General features: G+C 72.7%; 10 protein-coding genes and 1 pseudogene. 4 read left to right on the top strand and 7 right to left on the bottom strand.

Annotated elements, in window-relative coordinates:
- Nucleotides 1-75 precede the first annotated feature (75 nt).
- Nucleotides 76-1,110 carry an aldose 1-epimerase gene (locus ACFVQ3_RS13495; RefSeq protein WP_387639834.1) on the bottom strand — a complete coding sequence of 345 codons (1,035 nt, stop codon included), beginning with the start codon at nt 1,108-1,110 and terminating at the stop codon, nt 76-78.
- 624 nt (nt 1,111-1,734) lie between these two features.
- Nucleotides 1,735-4,743 (bottom strand): UPF0182 family protein, encoded by a 3,009-nt coding sequence (locus tag ACFVQ3_RS13490; protein ID WP_387639832.1) that lies wholly within the window; start codon nt 4,741-4,743, stop codon nt 1,735-1,737.
- Nucleotides 4,744-4,970: 227 nt separating this feature from the next.
- On the opposite strand from ACFVQ3_RS13490, the gene ACFVQ3_RS13485 reads away from it, so the two are divergent.
- Nucleotides 4,971-5,600, top strand: coding sequence for a PPA1309 family protein (locus ACFVQ3_RS13485; RefSeq protein WP_387639829.1), 630 nt, complete (start codon nt 4,971-4,973; stop codon nt 5,598-5,600).
- 130 nt (nt 5,601-5,730) lie between these two features.
- Here the strand turns inward: ACFVQ3_RS13485 and ACFVQ3_RS13480 are convergent, their stop codons facing one another.
- Complete coding sequence (locus tag ACFVQ3_RS13480) at nt 5,731-6,867, bottom strand: PDZ domain-containing protein (RefSeq protein WP_387639827.1); 1,137 nt, start codon at nt 6,865-6,867, stop codon at nt 5,731-5,733.
- 151 nt (nt 6,868-7,018) lie between these two features.
- A complete protein-coding gene (locus tag ACFVQ3_RS13475; RefSeq protein WP_387639825.1) occupies nt 7,019-8,176 on the bottom strand; it encodes a nucleoside-diphosphate sugar epimerase in 1,158 nt (385 codons plus the stop codon).
- Between the two features lie 70 nt (nt 8,177-8,246).
- On the opposite strand from ACFVQ3_RS13475, the gene ACFVQ3_RS13470 reads away from it, so the two are divergent.
- The gene (locus ACFVQ3_RS13470; RefSeq protein ID WP_387639822.1) at nt 8,247-9,755 is read left to right on the top strand and encodes a zinc-dependent metalloprotease; all 1,509 of its coding nucleotides are present in this window, start codon (nt 8,247-8,249) and stop codon (nt 9,753-9,755) included.
- Nucleotides 9,756-9,977: 222 nt separating this feature from the next.
- Here ACFVQ3_RS13470 and ACFVQ3_RS13465 read toward each other — a convergent pair.
- Nucleotides 9,978-10,571 (bottom strand): annotated as a pseudogene (locus tag ACFVQ3_RS13465) (SprT-like domain-containing protein); the annotation flags it as partial.
- A 159-nt stretch (nt 10,572-10,730) separates the two neighbouring features.
- On the opposite strand from ACFVQ3_RS13465, the gene ACFVQ3_RS13460 reads away from it, so the two are divergent.
- On the top strand, nt 10,731-11,825 hold the full coding sequence (locus ACFVQ3_RS13460) for a ThiF family adenylyltransferase (RefSeq protein WP_387639820.1): 1,095 nt from the start codon (nt 10,731-10,733) through the stop codon (nt 11,823-11,825).
- On the opposite strand, the gene ACFVQ3_RS13455 is transcribed toward ACFVQ3_RS13460, so the two are convergent.
- Complete coding sequence (locus ACFVQ3_RS13455) at nt 11,811-12,245, bottom strand: WhiB family transcriptional regulator (protein WP_138825243.1); 435 nt, start codon at nt 12,243-12,245, stop codon at nt 11,811-11,813. The genes ACFVQ3_RS13460 and ACFVQ3_RS13455 overlap by 15 nt on opposite strands.
- Before the next feature lie 465 nt (nt 12,246-12,710).
- Nucleotides 12,711-14,732, bottom strand: a complete 2,022-nt coding sequence (locus ACFVQ3_RS13450; RefSeq protein ID WP_387639815.1) for an ATP-dependent DNA helicase UvrD2 — start codon at nt 14,730-14,732, stop codon at nt 12,711-12,713.
- A 196-nt stretch (nt 14,733-14,928) separates the two neighbouring features.
- Here ACFVQ3_RS13450 and ACFVQ3_RS13445 point away from each other — a divergent pair, with 196 nt between their 5' ends.
- The gene (locus tag ACFVQ3_RS13445) at nt 14,929-15,195 is read left to right on the top strand and encodes a mycoredoxin (protein WP_377676341.1); all 267 of its coding nucleotides are present in this window, start codon (nt 14,929-14,931) and stop codon (nt 15,193-15,195) included.
- Nucleotides 15,196-15,273 lie beyond the last annotated feature (78 nt).

Raw genomic sequence — 15,273 nt, 5'->3', positions numbered from 1 at the left:
TGCTCCACCCCGCGTCGGTGAACCCAACCTTACGGGAGATGGGCCGAGGCGCCAAATCGTGCGCCCCGGCACCTGTCAGGAGCGGTGCGGAGCGACGATCCCGACCCCGAAGCGGAACACGCGCTCCTCCCCCGGCTCGAGCCGCACGTCCTGCGCGCAGTCGTCGCGGTTGAACGCGTTCGTCAGGCTCTCGACGGGTTCGAGCGCGATCGACGCACGCGCCCGCTCGCTCAGGCCGTCACCCGTGTAGACGTGCATGTTGCCGCGCTCCTGCCACAGCTCGAGGCCCGCACCGGTCGACGGGTCGAGGACGCGCGTGCGCGCACGCCTGTCCGCGTCGGTCACGAGGTCGACGAACGCGGTGTCGAGGCTGGTCCCGGCAAGAGCCACCGGCCCGACGACGTCTCGCACCACCCGGGCCGCCTCGCCGTCGAGCGGGAGCAGGCCCGCATCGGTCGCGACCGTCGCACGGGCCGGGACGTGGAGCTCCAGGCCGTCGATCGTGCCGTGCCCGGGGATGCGGAAGTACGGGTGCCAGCCCGCCGTGACGGGCGCGGCGCTCCGGCCGACGTTGCGGAAGGACCAGGTCACGTCGAGGGCCCGCTCGGTGAGCTCGAAGCGGATCCGGGTCTCGAGGTCGAACGGATAGCCGGCGAAGTCGCCGCTCGCGACGGCCGCGGAGAGGGTCAGGGCGACGGGACCGTCCCCGCTGTCGGTGTCGAGGTCGTGCACGACCTCCCAGTCGAGCACGCGCGCGAACCCGTGCATGGTCTGGGTCTCTCCCGGGGCGACGGGCAGGACGTGGTGCGTGACGCCGTCGAACGCGTAGGTGCCGTCCGCGATGCGGTTCGCGAACGGGAACATCACGCCGGACCGGGTCGCGTCCTGGGCGAGGAGCGCCTGCTCGGTCGCGTACCCGTCGAGGAGGTCGACGAGGTCGTGCGACGTCGAGGATGACCCGCCCCACGGTGCCCGCCAGGCGAGGACCGTCGCACCGCGCAGGGCGACCACGAGCTCCGCTCCGGAGGGGTGGACGAGCGTCACCGTCGGCAGTGCGCCGAGCGTTCCCTCGACGATGTAAGCGTTGCTGCAAACGGTTGCACTGGTCATGAGGCCCCATGTTCGTCTGATGGACGGCAAATGACAAACGCACCCGCCGAGGGCGACCCCCTCGATCGCCGAGGGTGACGCACTGGTGCGCCGACGGTGACGTCCGGGGACGCCGACGGTGACGCTCCCGCCTGCCCAGGGTGACGTGCCAGCGCGCCGACGGTGACCCTCCTGACCGCCGAGGGTGACGTACCGGGACGCCGAGGGTGACGTGCCAGCGCGCCGAGGGTGACCGACTCAGCAGTCGAGGGTGACGCCAAAGGGCTCTCGGTCACCGTCGGCGGGTGTGCACGTCGCCGTCGACGGGTGCGCCGCCACCCTCGGCGGGGCAGAGCGTCACCGTCGGCAGGCGCACACGTCACCGTCGGCGGGTGTGCACGTCACCCTCGGCGGGGCAGGGCGTCACCGTCGGCGCGCTGGCACGTCACCCTCGGCGGGGCAGAGCGTCACCCTCGGCGGGTGTGCACGTCACCCTCGGCGCGGCAGAGCGTCACCGTCGGCGGGCGCGCACGCCACCCTCGGCGGGGTAGACCCGCACAGACGACGGACGCCGCCCCCGACCCTCAGGTCAGGAGCGGCGTCCGTCGTCTCGTTCACCCCAGGGGGTGAGCGGTCACGCCCGCGTCACGGGGTCGCGGTGCCCAGCGACTCCTCGGCGGCGATCGCCGACTCGAGCGCGGTCTGCAGGCGTTCCTGGGACTCGCCGTAGGCGGCGAAGTCACCCTCGGCGAGGGCGGCCTGACCGTCCTTGATCGCCTGGCTGGCGGCCTGGAGCGCCTGGTCGAGCTGGGCGCGCGCCTCGGGGTTCTCCGTGACGGGCGCCGGGGTGCCCGTCCCGGTGTCGGTGCCGTCCGTGGGCGGCGGGGTCTCGCCGTCGGTCGGGATGACCGGCGCGACCTCACCGCCGGCGTCACCTGCCGACGCCCCCGACTCGCCGCCGAAGACCTGGTTGAGGGCCTCGTCGAGCGTGTCGGCGAACCCGACCTGGTCGCCGAAGCTGACCAGCACCTTGCGCAGCAGCGGGAACTTGGTGCCCTCGGACGCCTGCACGTACACGGGCTGCACGTAGAGCAGACCGCCGCCCACGGGGAGCGTGAGCAGGTTGCCGTGGATCACGGTCGAGTTGCCGCGGCTGAGGATGTTCAGCTCGTTGGACACCGTGGGGTCCGAGTCGAACGTGTTCTGCACCTGCCCCGGTCCAGGGACCGTGGCGTTGCGTGGCAGCTCGAGGAGCCTGAGCTTGCCGTAGGAGTCGGCCTTCACACCGGCGGTGCTCCCTGCCTCGGCGTCGACCGCGAGGAACCCGGTGAGGATCTCTCGGTCGGAGTTACCACCCGGGATGAACGTCGTCATGAGCGAGAACGCGGGGTTCTCCTGACCGGGCATCTGCAGCGTCAGGTAGTACGGCGGCTGGTAGGGCTTGGTGCCGGTGCCGCGCACGGTGGGGTCGCGCGGGACGTTCCAGAAGTCCTGACCGGAGAAGAACTCGCGGGCGTCGTCGACGTGGTAGCTCGTGAGCAGCGCGCGCTGGACCTTGAACATGTCCTCGGGGTAGCGCAGGTGGCTCATGAGGTCGCCGCTGATCTCGGAGATCGGCTTGAGCGACGTCGGGAAGACGTTGTCCCACGCCTGCAGGATCGGGTCCTCGGTGTCCCACGCGTACAGGTCGACCGAACCGTCGTAGGCGTCGACCGTGGCCTTGACCGAGTTGCGGATGTAGTTGACCTGCTGCGGCGCGAGCGCCGCGACCGACTGCGAGTTGACCGTCAGTGTGTCCTGCGTCGCCTCGTCGAGCGGACGGGACGCCGAGTACGGGTAGGAGTTCGTCGTGGTGTACCCGTCGACGATCCACTTGACCCGGCCGTCCACGACGGCGGGGTAGACCTTGCCGTCGAGCGTCAGGTACGGCGCGACCTTGGCGACGCGGTCGCGCGGCGAGCGGTCGTACAGGATCTGCGAGTCGGTCGTCACGCGGTCGGAGAACAGGATCTGCTCGGAGCCGAACTTCAGGGCGTAGAGCAGCTTGTTGCCGAACGAGCCGACGCTGGGGCCTGCGACGGCCCCGTCCTCCGCGCCGAACGTGTTGTTGACCTGGCCGCCCGCCTCGTCGTCCGGGTAGTCGAACTCCCACGGCTTGGTGCCGTCGGGCGCGCCGACGATCGAGTACTGGGTCGAGTCCGGGCTGAAGTAGATGCGCGGCTCGTACTCGGGCAGCGAACCGACCGAGGGGATGTCGCCCTCGTAGAACGCGGGCTGGCCGCCGGGGCCGATCTGGTTGCCGTACGCAGCCACGACGCCGTACCCGTGCGTGTACACGGTGTGGTCGTTGACCCAGTTGCGCTGGCTCGCACCGAGGCCTTCGAGGTTGAGCTCTCGCACCGCGATCACGGTGTCGCGGCTCTGGCCGTCGATCATGTACCGGTCGACCGAGAGGGTCTCCTGGAAGTTGTAATACTGCTTGTTCTGCTGGAGCTGGCGGAACGTCGGGCTGACGATCTGCGGGTCGAGCAGGCGGATGGACGCCGTGGTGTCGGCGTCGGCGCGCAGCGCACCGGCCTCGGCCTGGGTCTTCGCGTCGTAGTTGGCCGCCTCGACCCCGTCGAGCCCGAAGGCCGTCTTCGTCGCGTCGATGTTCCGCTGGATGTACTCGGCCTCGAACTCCTGAGCGTTCGGGTTGACCTGGAAGCGCTGGACGACGGCCGGGTAGATCCCGCCGATCGCGATCGCGGAGACGACCATGAGCCCCACGCCGATCGCGGGCAGGCGCCAGTTGCCGCGGACCGCGGTCGCCACGAACAGCAGCGCGACGAGGATCGCGACGCCCGTCAGGATCGCCTTGGACGGGATGACGGCGTTGACGTCGGCGTACGAGGCGCCGTCGAACTTGTCACCCGTCGTGGTCAGGAGCGAGTACCGGTCGAGCCAGTAGTTGGCACCGATGAGCAGCATGAGCACCGCGGCCGTGACCGAGAGCTGCACGCGTGCCGCCTTCGTGGTGCGCGGGCCGCTGCCCGCACCGCCACCGATGCGGATCCCGCCGTAGAGGTAGTGGGTCGCCAGCGCGCCGATGCCCGCGATGATGACGGCAGCCATGAGGAAGCCCACGGCGAAGCGCAGCACCGGCAGCGTGAAGACGAAGAACGAGATGTCCAGGCCCCACTGCGGGTCCTTGGTGCCGAAGGGCACCGAGTTCAGCGCCAGGAGCACCGTGCTCCACTGCGAGGACGCCGCCGCACCGGCGAAGAAGCCGATGAGCGCGGGGCCCGCGATCGTCACGACCTTGCGCAGCGGCTCGATCGCCTCGCGGTACTGGTCGAGCGTGGCCTGCTCGGGCGTCGAGGGCGCGTAGATGGGGCGGGACCGGTACGCGAGCGACAGCGACAGGAAGACGAGTCCGCCCATCACGAGGAAACCGCCGACGAACAGCGCCGCACGGGTCCCCCACTCGGTCCACAGGACGCCTTCGAAGCCCAGCTGGGTGAACCAGAGGACCTCGGTCCAGAACTGCGCGAGCAGGAACAGCAGGAGGACGAGGGCAGCCACGACGGCAACGGCTATGCCGAGCGGGCTGCGTCGTCTGCGGGAGCCGGCCTCGGGCCCCGAAGGGCGTCGTGGCGCTGCGGCGAATGACACGGTGGGCTTACCTCTTTGCGTTCGGTCGAGCGTCAGGTCGTCAGGCGTCGGTACCTGTCCTCGCCGGGCCCACGACCACCGGATTCACAGGCGGTCCACGGTCTCGACAGGATCAGGCCACAGGCCGTCCATCTCGTCAACGGCCCACAGCGGTTCCAGGTTCCCACACGTACCTGGCCACGACCCGCCGACTGCGCCGACGCCGTCGGGCCTGAGATGCTGGGGGCATGGCAGACACGACCTCCTCCGCTCCTGACCAGCCCGCCCCGAGCACCTCGCAGGCCCAGGCGGGCGTCCCCGACGACGCCCCCGCCCCCATCGTCCCCCTCGCGCAGCTCGCGCTCGCCGACGCCGTGCGCGACGTCGAGGCGCACGTCGCCGCCGACGGCTGGGACGCGCCCCCGCGCGTGTTCGCGCTCGTCCGCACGGCCGACGCGATGTCCGCCGACCCGGGCCTCGCCGACCGCCTCCCGCCCGAGGTCGTGACTGCGGCGCGCGGCATCCCGGACCACCTGGTCTCGGTCGAGCAGGAGGGCCTGCCCGACGTCGAGACGCTCGAGGAGCTGCTCGCGGGGATCTCGTGGCCAGACACGGTCGACGGCGCCGCGATCGTCGCCGAGCGCGTCATCCTGCCCCCGTCGGCCGAGGAGGGCCTGCCCACCGACCCGGCCGCCGCCCTCGCCTACCTGTCGTCGCACCCGGACCGCCAGGACGTCCGCCTCGCGGTCGGCGTCCTGCGCGACGGCACCCCGTGGTGCGCGGTCCGCACGCGCGCGAACGACGACGGCGACGACGTCGCGTTCGGCCCGGACCTGGTGCCGGGCCTCGTCGAGGGTCTGCGCGCGACGTTCGAGTGACCGCCGGGCGGCCGTCCGCGGCCGTCCGCGGCCGTTGCGAGCCGCGCGAGCAGAGCCACCTGCGAGGGAGACGCCCGAGGGGCCGGACGACATGGTCGTCAGGCCCCTCGGCCGTGCGGCGCGACCAGGCTCAGGACGTGCAGGTCGGCAGGCTCTCGCCCTCGCCCGCGCCGATCGCGACCATCGCGTCGCGGGCCTCCTCGAGCGTCGAGACCTTGACGACGTTCAGCCCCTCGGGCACGTTGCCCACGACCTCGTCGCAGTTCGACGCGGGCGCGAGGAACCACGTGGCCTTGTCGCGCACGGCGCCGTAGAGCTTCTGCTGGATGCCGCCGATCGGCCCCACGTTCCCCTCGACGCTCATGGTCCCGGTCCCCGCGATCACGGTGCCGTTCGCCTCGTCCTCGGGCGTGAGCCGGTCGATGATCCCGAGCGCGAACATGGTCCCCGCGCTGGGGCCGCCGATGTCCTCGATCTGGATCGAGACGTCGACCGGGAGGTCGAAGGCCGGGTCGATGAAGACCCCGAGGATCGCCTTGCCGTCGGACTCCTGCGTCGTGATCGTCAGGTCGACGGCCTCGCCCGCGCGCTCGACACCGAGGACGACGTCCTCGCCCGGCGTGACGGTCGCGAGCTCGTCGATGAGGTCCTGGTACGTCACGACGTCCTTGCCGTCCACGGTCGTGATGACGTCCCCGGCCTCGACGACCCCTTCCGCGCCGGTGTCCTTCGCGGCGCCCTGGATCGTGAGGGTCGCGGGCACCTCGTAGCCGAGCTCGGTCAGCGCCGCGACGGTCGCCGTCTCCTGCGAGGAGAGCATCTCCTGCTGGCTCTCCTGCTCGCTCTGCTCCTGGGTCACGTCGCGCGGGAACGTCTCCTCGACGGGGCGCACCGAGCGCGACCGCTCGGCCCACCCCTCGACGACCTGGACGAGGTTCGCGGGGTACCCCGGCCCGCCCGCGACCGACACCGTGGTGAGCAGCAGCTCGCCCGTCGAGTCGTACGTCTCGGCACCCTCGATCTGGATGAGGTCCTGGTCGTTCTGCGCACCGAGCGTGTCCTGCGTGGGTCCCGGCGAGCGCACGACGTACGGCGCGGGCATGACGGCGAGGCCCGCGACCAGGAGGGTCGTGGCCAGCACGGAGACGCCGAGCGTGAGCGAGCGTCGCGTCACGGGCGGGGGCGTGTAGTCCTCGTCCGGTGCGGGGCCGAACGGGTCGGCAGCCCCTGCGGGCTCGTACGGTTCGCGGGAGAGCGGTTCTGTCACGTCGCTATCATCCCCGAGAATCCTGGACGTTCGCTGGCGGTCCGCCGAGAGCCCCCTGCCCCTGCCCGACGGCGCCGCTCACCGCAGGCCGCGGGTGCGCCCCGCGCGCGGGCCGGGCAGCACGCGAGGGGACCTCACGACGCGTGGCGACTCACCGCCGTCGGGCCTGACGCCAGATCGCCGCGGTGCCCAGGAGCGCCACCGCAGCCCCCGCCGCACCGAGCGCGGCAGCGTCCCGCCCACCCACGCGGCGTCCGCCGAGCGCGATGCGCCCTCGGACGCCCTCCATGAGGACGTCGACGCCCCGGGCGCTCGACCAGGCGGGCTCCCAGCCGGCCGCGTGCAGGCCGCGGGCCGTGACCGTCCACGGGTGGACCACGTAGGCCAGGTCGCTCGCCGGGGACGGCAGCACGCCCACCCGGTGCAGGCGCTCGGCCGCACCGAACGCGGTCGCGGCGGGCAGGGTCACGTTCGCGAGCCCGGTGCGCTCGACGAGCTCGGCCGGGGTGACGACGTCGGGCTCACCGTCCGTGAGCGCACCGACCGTGAACGTCCCCGACAGCCCCCGGTCGACGACGACCCGGACCGCCGAGGCCAGGTCGTCCGTGTGCAGGAGCTGCCAGGGCCGGTCGCTGCCCTTGACGGTCAGGAGCCGCGGGGCTTCGAAGTGCCGCGTCAGGATCGTGTCGACGCCCGGGCCGACGATCATCGCTGGGCGCAGGACCGCCAGGCGGACCGCCGACCCCGCCGGCCGCGAGCCCTCGGGCGCGTCCGCGTCCGAGGGGCGCGGCGAGGACCCGACCGACGCGGCAGCGAGCTCCTCGACCAGGGCCTCCTCGAACGCCACCAGGTCCGCGACGAAGCCCGCCGCGTCGGGCGAGACGGGGTCGCCGTCCTCGATGACCGGGCGGTCGGCGCTCGCGCCGTGCACGGTCGCCGACGTGACGGCGACGACCTGCTCGATCCCGTGCCTCGCGGCGACCCGTGCCACGCGCGCCGCCTGCTCGACCAGGTGCGTGCGTCTCGTCCCGCCCTTGACGACCCTCACGCCGAACTCCCCCGCGGGCGCCACGACCACGAGCGTCCGTGCACCCTCGATCCACGGCGCCGAGAGGTCGTTGGGCTCCGCCGGCGCGTTCTCCGGCCCACGTCCCCCGAGCGCGGCGCGCAGGAGCGCCGCGACGCGGCCCTCGCCCACCACGACGGTCTCGACGGCCGCGCCGTCCCCTCGGGGTTCCGGCTGGTCGTGGACGTCCGCGACCGGAGCGTCGTCGGCGCTGCGCCGTGAGCGAACCGGGCCCTCCGACATGCCTCGACCCCCCTCGTCCGTCCTCGAATGTGGTTACGGTGATTCCTGACGCTATCCCGAGGAGACCCCGATGAGCAGCCAACCGCCCGACGAGTTCGCCTCCGGCGCGGGCGACCAGCCCGACGCGCAGTGGGAAGAGCTCCTGCGCTCCATGTTCGGCGCGGACGCCGACGAGGCCCTGCGCGAGCTGCGCGCCCGCGGCCTCGACCCGGCCGCCCTGGCCGCAGGAAGCGGCCTCAGCAACGATCCCGCCACCATGAAGCACGTCCTCGCGCAGGTGCAGCGGCTCCTCGCGAGCTCCGGCAACGGCCCGGTCAACACGGACGTCGCGCACGACATCGCCCGCCAGGTCGCCGTCGCCGAGGGCGACCCGTCGCTGACGCCCGCGCAGGTCCGCTCGGCGACCGAGGCCCTGTCGGTCGCGGAGCTGTGGCTCGACGCCGTCACGGACCTGCCGCCCGCCGGCGGCAAGCGCTACGCCTGGAGCCGGTCCGAGTGGGTCGAGAAGACCCTCCCCGCCTGGAACGCGCTCGCGGCCCCCGTGGCCTCCTCGGTCGCGGACGCGCTGTCGACCGTGCTGCGCGACCAGCTCCCCGGCGGGGGTGACGGTCCCGACGCCGGTCTGGGCCTCCCCGGGCTCCCGGCGGGGGCGCTCGGGATGGACTTCGACCCCGCACAGATGATGCGCCGCCTCGGCTCCGCCGTGTTCGGCATGCAGATCGGCCAGGCCACGGGGACCATGTCCCGCGAGGTCTTCGGCGTCACCGACATCGGGCTCCCGCTGCTCGACGAGCCCGCGACGGCCCTCCTGCCCACCAACGTCGCGGCGTTCGCCGAGGGCCTCGACGCCCCCGTCGAGGAGGTCCGCCTCTTCCTCGCCCTGCGCGAGGCGGCGCACGCCCGGCTCTTCACGCACGTGAGCTGGCTCCGCGCGCACCTGCTCGGGCTCGTCGAGGCGTACGCCCGCGGCATCACGATCGACCTGGACGCGCTCGAGTCGCAGCTCTCCGACATCGACGTCACGGACACCGGTGCGCTCCAGCGCGCGCTGTCCGGCGGCGTGTTCGGCCTGCAGAACACGGACGAGCAGAAGGCCACCCTGCTGCGCCTGGAGACCGCGCTCGCCCTGGTCGAGGGGTGGGTCGACGAGGTCAGCGCGCAGGCGGCGCTCCCCCACCTCCCGCACGCGGTCCCGCTGCGGGAGATGCTCCGGCGGCGGCGCGCGGCCGGCGGCCCCGCCGAGCAGATCTTCTCGACGCTGGTGGGCCTGGAGCTGCGTCCTCGCCGGTCGCGCGACGCCGCGACGCTGTGGGCGCTCATCGCGGCACAGGGCGGGGCCGACGCCCGCGACGGGGTGTGGGACCACCCGGACCTGCTGCCCAGCCCGCTCGACCTCGACGACCCGGCCGGCTACCAGACGCGGCGCACCGAGGTGCAGGAGGAGCAGAGCGACCTCGACAAGGCGCTCGCCGACATCTTCAGCGAGGCCGAGGACTCGAAGGGCTCTCCGGGCCCCGAGGGCACGGCCGGACCGACGGACGACACCGAGGACGAGCCCGACGGCACGCCCCGCGGCTGACGGTCCGCCCGCGCACGAGCACGGTCCGCGCGCACGAGGACGGTCCGTTCGCGGCTAGCGGGCGGGCTCCCTCTCAGGTCCCTGCACGACCCGCCTGGCCGGCACCGCGTGCCGGTCGGGCGTCGGCCTCGGGGGGTCCTCGGGTGTGCCGGCCGTGCCCGTCGCGGCGCGCGGCAGCGCCGGGTGAGCCTCGATCTCGACGTGAGGCGGCGGGCTCTCGACGTCGTCGGGCACCTCGGGACCCTCGGGCGGCCCGCCGTCACGGCTGAACGAGACCCCTTCGAGGAATCCCTTGGCCCGCTCCGTCCGCGGGTAGGCATCGAGCAGCGCCCAGAACCCCGGCCCGTGCCCGGCGTGCAGCAGGTGGGCGAGCTCGTGCAGCAGCACGTAGTCGAGCACCCACTCGGGCATGCCCTGGACCCGTGTCGAGATGCGGATGCTGCCGTCGATCAGGGTGCACGACCCCCAGCGGCGTCCCTGGTTGCTCGACCAGCGCACGCTCGTGGGGTGCGCCCTGCCGTCGAGGTACTTGGCGGACAGCTCGGCCGCACGGGCCACGAGCTCGTCGTCGGAGGGCCTGCGACGCCGTTCCTTGTCCGCGAGCCGGTCCAGCATGCGCTGCACCCACTCGCGTTCCTGGGCGCGCGTGAAGCGCGCGGGGATGGACACGATCGTGCGGTCCCCGTCGCGGTAGGCGCTGACCGTGCTCTTGCGTCGACGGCTCCGGCGTACCTCGACGTACGTCTCGGCGCTCTTCGCGGCGCCCGGCTCGGCTTCGTAGGCCACGGCACAGACCGTAGTGGGTCCGCGTGACATATGCCATAGACCACGCCGACGCTTCCCCCGCTCGCGTGCGCGGAATCGTCGAGAACTGGTCAAGTCTTGGCGAGGAGGACCGACCTGTGGAGAACCCCGGTCCGCGCTCTCAGGTCGCCAGACTGGTCCGGCAGGTCCCGTACCAGCCGAGGAGAACCCATGGACGACGACGCCCTCTTCCCCGTGCGCCTCCGGCCAGGGACGGTCGTGCTCCGCCGGGACCACGGGGTGCTCCAGTACGGCACCGACGAGCGGTGGAGCGTGCTCCTCAGCGGCCTCGAAGACCACGAGACCGCCTGGCTCCTCGAGCATCACCGGTCCGGGCGGGCCCTCCTGCACGCACCGACGGGCCGGTACGACGTCACACCCGAGCGCCAGCGTGCGATCGTGCGCCACCTGCACGAGGCGCTGCTCGTCGTCGGGCCACCCGACGGGAGCCTCCGCGAAGTCGTGGCGCCCGCGCACGGCCGGGCCGACACCCCGACCCTCGCGCTGCTGCGTCCAGACGGGAGCGGCCTGGCGACGATGGCCCGCCGCGCGCAGGCCACGGTCGGTGTGGCCGGGCTGGGGAGGCTGGGGCTCGGGATCGCGGTCGTGCTCGCCACGGCGGGCGTGGGCACGCTCCTGCTCGACGACGCCGCACCGGTCCAGGCGACCGACGTCGGGCTCGGCGGCTACCGGGCACGGGACGTGGGGCGGACGCGAGGAGACGCGGCAGGTCGTGTCCTGACCGACGTCGCGCCAGAGATCCGCAGCCGTCAGGTCGCGGCCTCGCGGTGGGTGTCTCCGTCCGAGACGCGCCCGGACGTCGCGGTCGTGGTCGAGCACCGCGTGCTGCGCCCCGAGAGGTACGGGCGGCTCACGGGCGACGGGACCTCGCACCTGCCCGTCGTGGTGCAGGAGGCGGACGTGGTGGTCGGACCGTTCGTCCGACCGGGAAGGACGCCGTGCGTCCGGTGCGTCGAGGGGCATCGCGCCGACCTCGACCCGCAGTGGCCGCAGCTCGCGGACCAGCTACGGGATCCTCAGCGGGAGGTCCTCGACGTCGAGGAGACCACGCTGGCGGCCGTCGGCGCGGCGATCGCCGCGAGCCAGGTGCTCGCGCACCTCGACGGGCTGACACCCCGCGCAACCACGGCCTGCATCGAGATCGCCGTTCCCGATGCCGTGCCGAGGTTGCGCGAGGTGGTGAGCCACCCGCGGTGCGGGTGCTCGGACCTGACGGTCGCGGCAGCCACGTCAGGCCGCCGATGACGCGGAGACGGAGTCCTCCGACTCACGGGCGGCGGCCCGAGCCGCCTCCTCCGCCTGGCGGGCGAGGACCTCGGCCTTGCTCGGCCGGCCACGCCCACGCTTGCGGGCGACGACGGCTCCGTCGACGAAGACCTCGCCGCCCCAGACTCCCCAGGGCTCCTGGCGCTCGATCGCGCCCGCCAGGCAACCGGCGACGAGCGGGCAGGCCTGGCACAGGGCCTTGGCCTGCTCGACCTGCGTCGACTGCTCGGCGAACCAGAGCTCGGGGTCGTTCGTGCGGCAGGGCAGCAGACCGGCGAGGAGCCGGTCGAACTCGGCCGCGTCCGAGGAACCGAGAGGGGTGGTGAGGGGTTGGTGGGGTGTCCAGGGGCCGGATCCGCCCTGGGCAGTGATGTTGTCGAGCAGCGCGGTGAGCCGCACGATGTCCTCCAGTGATGTCCTGATCTGCGTGTGAACTTCTTTGTCACAGGACCCGCAGGTGGTCGTGGCGTCCGGGGATGGTGGACGGCTGACCGGGGAAGACGATCGCATTCGGAGAAACACGAAGGCCGCGGGTCCAGGTGGACTCCGCGGCCTGAGAAGGGTGCGTCGGTGACTAGACCGACGACGTCCTCAGTGCGGAGTCGGGAACGGGGCGGATGACGAGGGATCCGCCGCGCCGTGCGCGGTTGATCGGATCGGCCGACACGTGTGTCGGGCTCGCCGTCAGGATCTGCTTCACCAAGCCCACCTCCCATCTCCGTCGAACGCCCGCCTCTCGGCGCGCGTCTCTCCTACAAGGACTCCTGAACCATATGCCGCCCTCGGAAGGACGCACAACTTATTTAACGAACTTCTTTCGACGAGTTTTCTCCTGCCCCGAAGAAGCCCGTGATCACGCCGGAATCAGCCCTCGGAGCGCGCAACGATGTCCAGCAGCGTCGCGCCGTACTTCTCGATCTTGGCCGGCCCGATCCCGTTGATCCTCGCCAGGTCCGGCACCGAGGCCGGCCGGGTCTCCGCGATCGCCGCGAGCGTGCCGTCGACCAGGATCGTGAACGCCGGCTTGTCCGTCTCCTGCGCGACCGACAACCGCCACTCGCGCAGCTGCTCGAACAGCGCCTGGTCGTACTCGCCCGTGAGATGGACCTTGTTCTGGTTCGCACGGCTACGACGCGGAGCACGCGACTGCTCGTCGTCGGGCCACAGGCCGTCGAGGAAGCGCGTGCGACGACGCGACGCACGCCCACCGGGGTTGCGCGAGCGCCCGAACGACACCTGCAGGTGCTCACGCGCCCTCGTGATGCCCACGTACAGCAGGCGGCGCTCCTCGGCGACCGCCTCGTCCGTCTCCGCGAGCGAGATCGGCATGAGGCCCTCGCTCATCCCGGCGAGGAAGACCGCGTCCCACTCCAGGCCCTTGGCCGCGTGCAGCGACGCGAGCGTGACCCCCTCGACCGTGGGCGCGTGCTGGGCCGAGGCACGCTCGTCGAGCTCCGCGACGAACGAGACCACCGTGGGAGGCGCGTCCTGCGGCGCGACGCGCGCGACGTCGTCGGCCAGGGCGACCAGGGCCTGCATGGACTCCCACCGCTCGCGCGCGGCACCACGCGCCGACGGCGGCTCGTTCGCCCAGCCCGCCGTGATCAGCACGTCACGGACCGTCTCCGGCATGGGGACCTGCGGGTCCGCGGACCGGGCCGCCCCACGCAGCAGCACGATCGCGTCACGGACCTCCTTGCGCTGGAAGAAGCGCTCGCCGCCCCGCACGAGGTAGGCGATCCCCGCGTCGGCGAGCGCCTGCTCGAAACCCTCCGACTGGGCGTTGGTGCGGTAGAGGATCGCGATCTCGCTCGCGCGCGTCCCCGCGGCCAGGAGCCGGCCGATCTGCGCGGCGATGCCCTTGGCCTCGGCCTCGTCGTCGTCGTACGCGACGTACGCGACCGGTGGCCCGGACGGCCGCTGGGCGACGAGCTCGAGCGCCTGGTGCGCTCCCCCGCGACGCCCCGCTCGTGCCAGGAGCTGGTTCGCGAGCGTCACGACCTGGGGCGTGGACCGGTAGTCGCGGACGAGCCTGACGACCTGGGCGCCGGGGTACTTCTTCGGGAACGTGAGCAGGTGGTGGGGTGTGGCGCCCGTGAACGAGTAGATGGTCTGCGACGGGTCGCCCACCACGCACAGCTCCTTGCGCCCGCCCAGCCACTGGTCGAGCACGAACTGCTGGAGCGGCGACACGTCCTGGTACTCGTCGACCACGAAGTGGCGGTACTGGCGGCGCACCTCGTCGGCCATGGCGCCCTGCGACGAGAGCATGTCGCCGAGCATGAGCAGGACGTCCTCGAAGTCGATGACCGAGCGTTCGGTCTTGACCTCCTCGTAGGACGCGATGAGCCGTGCGACGGTCTGGTGGTCGTAGCCCGCAGGCGCCGGCCGGTCGATCGCCGCGCACGCCTTCACGTAGTCGTCGGCCGTCACGAGCGAGACCTTGGACCACTCGACCTCGGAGGACAGGTCGCGGACGGCGATCCGGTCCACGCCGAGCCCCAGCCGCCGGGCGGCCTCGCCGACGACGGGAGCCTTGTACTCGAGGATGCGTGGCGGCGCACCGCCCACGACCTTGGGCCAGAAGTAGCTGAGCTGGCGCAGGGCCGCCGCGTGGAACGTCCGGGCCTGCACGCCCGTGGCGCCGAGCTCACGCAACCGCGTGCGCATCTCGCCCGCCGCGCGGGCCGTGAACGTCACGGCCAGGACGCTCGTGGGCGTGTACACCCCCGTCCGGACCCCGTACGCGATGCGGTGCGTGATGGCTCGGGTCTTGCCCGTGCCCGCGCCCGCGAGCACGCAGACGGGCCCGTGCAGCGCGAGGGCGACGTCACGCTGGTCGGGGTCGAGGGCTTCGAGGATCTGGTCCGCTGACTCGTTCGGCATCCCGACGATTCTCTCAGCCCCCGCCGACACGGGGCGCCACCCTCCACAGGACCGGGTGCTCGGTGCGACGTGCCGGACGGGCCCCGGGAACAACCCGCCACGCGCGGGCGTTGGCCACGACGGCAGCACCCCGGGTCTCGCACCCCGGCCTGCCGGCCCGCGCGCACGGCCGGGCCCCGCGAACGAAGGAGCACCGATGGCCACGGCCCCGACCACCCCCGACGCCGGATCGATCGTCATGTACTCGACGACCTGGTGCGGCTACTGCCGTCGCCTGAAGACCCAGCTCGACTCGGCGGGCATCGGGTACACCGAGGTCAACATCGAGGAGCACCCGGAGAGCGCCGCGTACGTCGAGCAGGTCAACGGCGGCAACCAGACCGTCCCGACCGTGGTCTTCCCGGACGGCACCGCGGCGACCAACCCGTCGCTCGTCCAGGTCAAGGAGCGCCTCGGCCTCTGAGCCTTCTCGCCGAGGTAGACCCGTGGGGGGGGGGGGGCCCCCCCCCGCGGAGCAGGGCCCGCGCGGGCGCGCCGACGC

Origin of the sequence: Oerskovia sp. NPDC057915 (assembly GCF_042887685.1) — a bacterium.
Taxonomy (GTDB): Bacteria; Actinomycetota; Actinomycetes; order Actinomycetales; family Cellulomonadaceae; genus Oerskovia.
This window is presented reverse-complemented; position numbering and strand designations above follow the sequence as displayed.